We start from the raw sequence: 4,723 nt of genomic DNA, 5'->3' as shown, positions 1-4,723 counted from the left end.
TCTCGCAACACTGTTGTGGGTTGTTTTATCTTTGTGGGGGTTTTTTTCTCTGGGGGGGACCAATTTTTTGTTTTTGGGCCCCCCCCCAGCACTGTTGCAACGACCCCTCCGTTGTCCGCAGGGGCACCACCCGCGAATATCCCCGTACACCTACCTGCACTCAGGCTGCCCCTCCTGCCGGAGCCAGGAGAGCCGCACCGCCCGGCTGGAAACCCTGGAAGCCGTCGCCGTCGAACCCGCCCCGTTCAGGATCGGTCCGGAGATCGCTTCCCAGTGGCACCCGACCCGCAACGGCCGCATCAGCCTGGCCAAGCTCTCCCCCAGGTCACGCAGAACGGTGTGGTGGCAGGACCCCTGCTGCGGCCACGAGTGGCAGGACACGCCGGAACAGCGGGACAAGGGGCAGCGCCTGCGCTGCCCCGAATGCCGCACGATCCTCGACTCACTCGCGTTCCACTTCCCCGAACTCGCCGCCGAGTGGTCACCCGTGAACCCGCTCTCGGCCTGGCACGTACGCCCCAGCGGTCAGACGGCCTTCGTCCCGACATGGGTCTGCACCGCCGACCCCGCGCACGTGTGGCAGACACCCCTGGCCTCCCGCGCGGCCGGCAGCGGGTGCCCCGAGTGCAGGGAACACGGCAAGTCCCGGATCGAGCTCGACCACCACGCGGCCGCGGAACGCGCATTCGGCAAAGCATCGTCCGGTCAGGCCGTACGCCATGGCTCGTTCGTCCGGCGCAGCGTCTGGCACGTCGACATCACGGTCGAACTCTCCGGCGGCCGGAAGCTCGCCGTGGAGTACGACGGGTCCTACTGGCACGCGGACAAGGCCGATGTCGACGAGGAGAAGTCCCGTGACCTGCCGGCTGCGGGGTACCTCGTCGCGCGGCTGCGCGAGCATCCGTTGCCCGCGCTGCCGATCGACGATCCCGGGTACGCCGAGTTCACCGTCCACTCGACCGTCTCCGACCCGGACGGTGTGATCGAGCGGGTGAAACGCTGGACGTCCGAACACTGATTGATCACGGAACACGCCGTGACGGCAAAAGGTGCGGCCTCAGGCTGTCGCCTGGCGCTCGCGCAGGACGACGGCCCCTTCGCCGTCGAGTTGGTCGCAGTAGGGCGCGCGGCCGGCCATCGCCATGACCAGGGCCAGGGTGGTGCCGGACACCCGTGGGCCGTCACCGGCGACGAAGGGGCCGTCGGTGGCCGCCAGCCGCAGGCCGGCGGCACGCTTTTGGGAGAGGACGGGCAGGTCGGAGCCCTGGTAGTAGAAGGCCAGGGCGGTCAGGACATCAACCGGGTAGTCGCGCTCGATACCGAGCGGTCGGCGGATGTCCTCCGCATGCACGACGGTCTCTCCGAGCATCGCCACTCTCGGCAGGGGCGGTTTGGTCGTGCTGGTGATCACCTGGCGGAACCGCGCGAGCGTCTCGGCCGGAGCGGCGCCCATGTGCTCGGCCAGCCGCAGGGCAACCTGCCGGTCGAAGTCGAAGCGACAGCGGACCACACCCGCCATCCACCGCACCGGGCCGAGGCTCGCCCCGGCGGTCATGTGTGCGAGCACCTCGCGGACGGTGAACCGGTCGCAGAGGGACCGGGTGGCCCACTGTCCCTCGTCCAGTCCCGCCAGGTCAGCGGCCAGGGCTGCCCGTTCGGCGTGGACCTGCTCCCAGGTGTCCGTCGCGGGTCGAGGACTGTCGTTCGGTGTCGACGGTGGCATGCGGGCACTGCTCCTGTGCGGTAGTCGGACGGGCGCCGAACCGGGCACCGGCGAAGCGAAGCTTCGCACGCGTGAAGCCGCTGCGCATCCTCCGCAGCCGTGCGCGGGCCCGTTGCCGCCGCGCTCACGCGCCACCCGTAACAGACCCCCGAACTGCCGCGCCCGCAAACCCGTGAACGTCTCCACCCTGTGACTCACGGCACCGCACAGTGCCGCTGCAAGCCGCCCGTCAGCGCATGTGTGTCCCGCCGTTGATGTCGAACGTGGCGCCGGTGACGTAGCCGGCGTCCTCGCTCGCCAAGTAGGCCACGAGGGCGGCGACCTCCGTCGGCCGGCCCAGGCGGCCGCCGGGCCCGCCCGGGACCCGGGGCGGAGGGCCGAGCAGTCGGACCCGTTGGTGGTCAGCCGATCTTCGCCGGTTCCCGGCTCGCGCCTGGTGTCACGGCCGCAACCCGCTGACGCCGCCGGCGCCGGGCTCCTCGGCCGACGGCCCAGCAAGGTTTCCGACTCGGCATCAAGGTTGTCTGAGCCGGACCTTGGCAGGCGCCGCCGCCGAGTCGGTCGTGCGTGGGTGGGTTACCAGGTGAGGAGGATGTAGCCGGGGCCGCCCTCGTTGCCGGTGCCGGCCGGATTCCGGCCGCTGGCGCCGGCCTGGCCGGGTGTGTCCTCGGAGCTGGGATAGACGCCGCCGCCGTCGCCGCCCACGCCGCCCGCACCCCCGTCCGCGCCGCTCAGGCCGTTACCGCCCCGGCCGGTGCCGGCGGGCAGGGGCACGGTCGCCTGCCCGGGTGCGCCACCGGTTCCGCCGCCTCCGCCGGAGCTCCCCTGCGATGCGGGACCCCCGTCACCCTCACGGCCCTGGAGACCTGTTCCGCCGGCGCGGGCATCGGAGGTGGATCCGGCGCTCCCGCCGGCTGTTCCGGGGGCGCCGGGGGAGCCGACGGCATCGGTCCCCCTGCACGTGTTCCTCGGTGGGAACAGGACGCTGCCGGGCTTACCCGTGACGGCGGGGCCGCCCGCGGCTCCCGCGCCGCCCGCCCCACCCCGTGCCCCGGTTCCGCCCAGACCGCCGACTCCGCCCCGGGTCCCGCCGGCGCGTTCGCCGGGCTTCCCGCCGCCACCCCCGCCTCCGGGACCGCCCGCCCCGCCGAACGTTCCGGACAGTGCATCCGCACGGACGTGGCGTCCCCCGACCGAGGTCGCGCCGCTGTTGGTGGAGCCCTGCGAGCCGTTTGTGCCGGTGCCCCCGCCTCCACCGGCCGTGCCCGGGGTGAACGTGGCATCGGCCCGCCCGCCGGAACCGCCGCTCCCTCCGGTGCCCACGCCCGTGGGATCCGCTCCGGCAACGACCGCGACGAGCAGCCGCTCGCCCGGGTCGACGGGCACCACACACGACACGAACGCCCCACCTCCGCCGCCACCGCCACCGCCGCCCCCTGCGCCGCCGGCGCCGCCGCCACCCCCACCCCCGTCGGCGGGCCCGATGAAGTAGCTCCCGCCGCCGCCACCACCTCCGCCGCCACCACCGCCGGCGCCCACCCCGCCGGGGCCGCCGGCGCCGACCAGGTAGATGGTCATCGACGTCACCCCGGCAGGAACGGTGAAGTAGTAGGCTCCGGGCTCGGTGTACTCCTGTCGCCCGGCCGCAGCCGGCGCCGCCGCAGACGCTGTCACCGCAGACGCCGCGGACGGGGACACCACCGCTCCCAGCAGCATGGCGCCGAGGCCGACGGACACCCGTAGACGCGACCGGCGGCGCGACCCCACCGGACCTCGTACCGGCGACCGGTGCGTGATCGGGGACTCCGACGCGCTGTGCAGGGGAGCACGGGAAGCCGTGGGTAGAAGCGGTGCAGGCATGTCGAGGTGCTCTTTCGGAGAGCGGATTGTCGGAGGCACGGTGCGAACCGGGGCGAACTCGTGGTGCCGGGTGCGCCATCGGGTGCTTTCGGGAGGATCTCGTCAGGGACGGCTGCGCACACGGTCCAGGCCGACCCGCGCCGCATGACGGGACCCTCGGCTACCTACCAGGTGATCAGGACGTAGCCGGGTCCGCCGTTGCCGCCGCTTGCGGCTGGGGACAGGCCTGCCGTGCCGTCGGTGCCGGCCTGGCTTCCGGGGCTGGGGGTCGGCCCTCCGCCGTGGCCGCCGCTGCCGCCCGCACCGCCCGCGCCGCCGGGAGCCCCGGTGCCACCCTGGCCGACGCCCGCAGGCAGAGTGATCGGCAGGGAAGCGGGAGGCTGCGCCGCTGCGCCGCCCGACCCACCGGAACCCTCGGCTCCGCCCTGGCTCGCCGGGCCGCCGCTGCCCACCGAACCTGCGATCCCGGTGCCGCCCGCACGTGCCGCATAGCTGGATGTCCCGGCCTGACCGGAACTGCCCCCGTTGCCGCTCACCAGGACGGCCCCGGTCCCGGTGCAGCGATTGGCCTTGCCGCCGGCTGCCCCGCCGCCGCTGCTGCCGCCCGCCGAGAGGCTGCCGCCAAGCCCTCCGACGCCGCCCCTGCTGCCGGCGGCCCGCTCACCACGAAGGCCCTCGCCCCCGCCCCCGCCTCCGGAGCCGGCTCCACCCACCTCGCCGCCGAACGCCTCCGCCAGTCCCCTGCTCACCACGGCGTAGACCACCGACTGCCCGCCCTTGATGTTCCCGGTGTAGGCGGTGCTCCCTGCCCCGCCCGGGGTGCCGTCCCGACCGGGCGAGAACAGGGAGTCCGCCCGACCGCCTGACCCCGCGCCGCCGCCCTTCCCCCCGCTGACGATGCTCCCCGGCCGCCCGACGGTGCCATAGATCTCCTCTCCCGGTTTCACGGCGAGCGTGCACGACACGAAGGACCCACCGCCGCCACCACCGCCACCTCCGCCGCCTGCACCACCGGCACCACCACCGCCGCCACCCCCACCGGCGGGCCCCAACGTGTAGCTCCCGCCACCGCCGCCGCCACCCCCCCCCCCGCCCCCGCCCGCCCCCCCGCCCGGGGGGGCGCGCAGCCCCAAATACAAG

General features: G+C 74.0%; 5 protein-coding genes. 1 reads left to right on the top strand and 4 read right to left on the bottom strand.

Annotated features, from left to right (window positions below):
• Positions 1 to 94 precede the first annotated feature (94 nt).
• Positions 95 to 1,018: a zinc-ribbon domain-containing protein gene (locus ACFV61_RS27335; protein ID WP_380494425.1), complete on the top strand. Its 924-nt coding sequence runs from the start codon at positions 95 to 97 to the stop codon at positions 1,016 to 1,018.
• A 39-nt stretch (positions 1,019 to 1,057) separates the two neighbouring features.
• Here the strand turns inward: ACFV61_RS27335 and ACFV61_RS27330 are convergent, their stop codons facing one another.
• The 4 genes from ACFV61_RS27330 to ACFV61_RS27315 all read right to left on the bottom strand — a co-directional run bounded on the left by ACFV61_RS27330 (position 1,058) and on the right by ACFV61_RS27315 (position 4,548).
• Positions 1,058 to 1,723 carry a maleylpyruvate isomerase family mycothiol-dependent enzyme gene (locus ACFV61_RS27330; protein WP_380494441.1) on the bottom strand — a complete coding sequence of 222 codons (666 nt, stop codon included), beginning with the start codon at positions 1,721 to 1,723 and terminating at the stop codon, positions 1,058 to 1,060.
• Positions 1,724 to 1,952: 229 nt separating this feature from the next.
• Positions 1,953 to 2,063 (bottom strand): SDR family oxidoreductase, encoded by a 111-nt coding sequence (locus ACFV61_RS27325; protein ID WP_380494439.1) that lies wholly within the window; start codon positions 2,061 to 2,063, stop codon positions 1,953 to 1,955.
• A 236-nt stretch (positions 2,064 to 2,299) separates the two neighbouring features.
• On the bottom strand, positions 2,300 to 2,497 hold the full coding sequence (locus ACFV61_RS27320) for a hypothetical protein (protein ID WP_079136478.1): 198 nt from the start codon (positions 2,495 to 2,497) through the stop codon (positions 2,300 to 2,302).
• Positions 2,498 to 3,747: 1,250 nt separating this feature from the next.
• Positions 3,748 to 4,548 (bottom strand): hypothetical protein, encoded by an 801-nt coding sequence (locus tag ACFV61_RS27315; RefSeq protein ID WP_380494424.1) that lies wholly within the window; start codon positions 4,546 to 4,548, stop codon positions 3,748 to 3,750.
• Between the last annotated feature and the right edge of the window lie 175 nt (positions 4,549 to 4,723).

This window comes from Kitasatospora sp. NPDC059817 (assembly GCF_042731835.1).
In the GTDB taxonomy this organism is placed as follows: Bacteria; Actinomycetota; Actinomycetes; order Streptomycetales; family Streptomycetaceae; genus Kitasatospora.
Note: the sequence above shows the minus strand (reverse complement) of the source record. Positions and strands in the feature narration are given on the sequence as shown.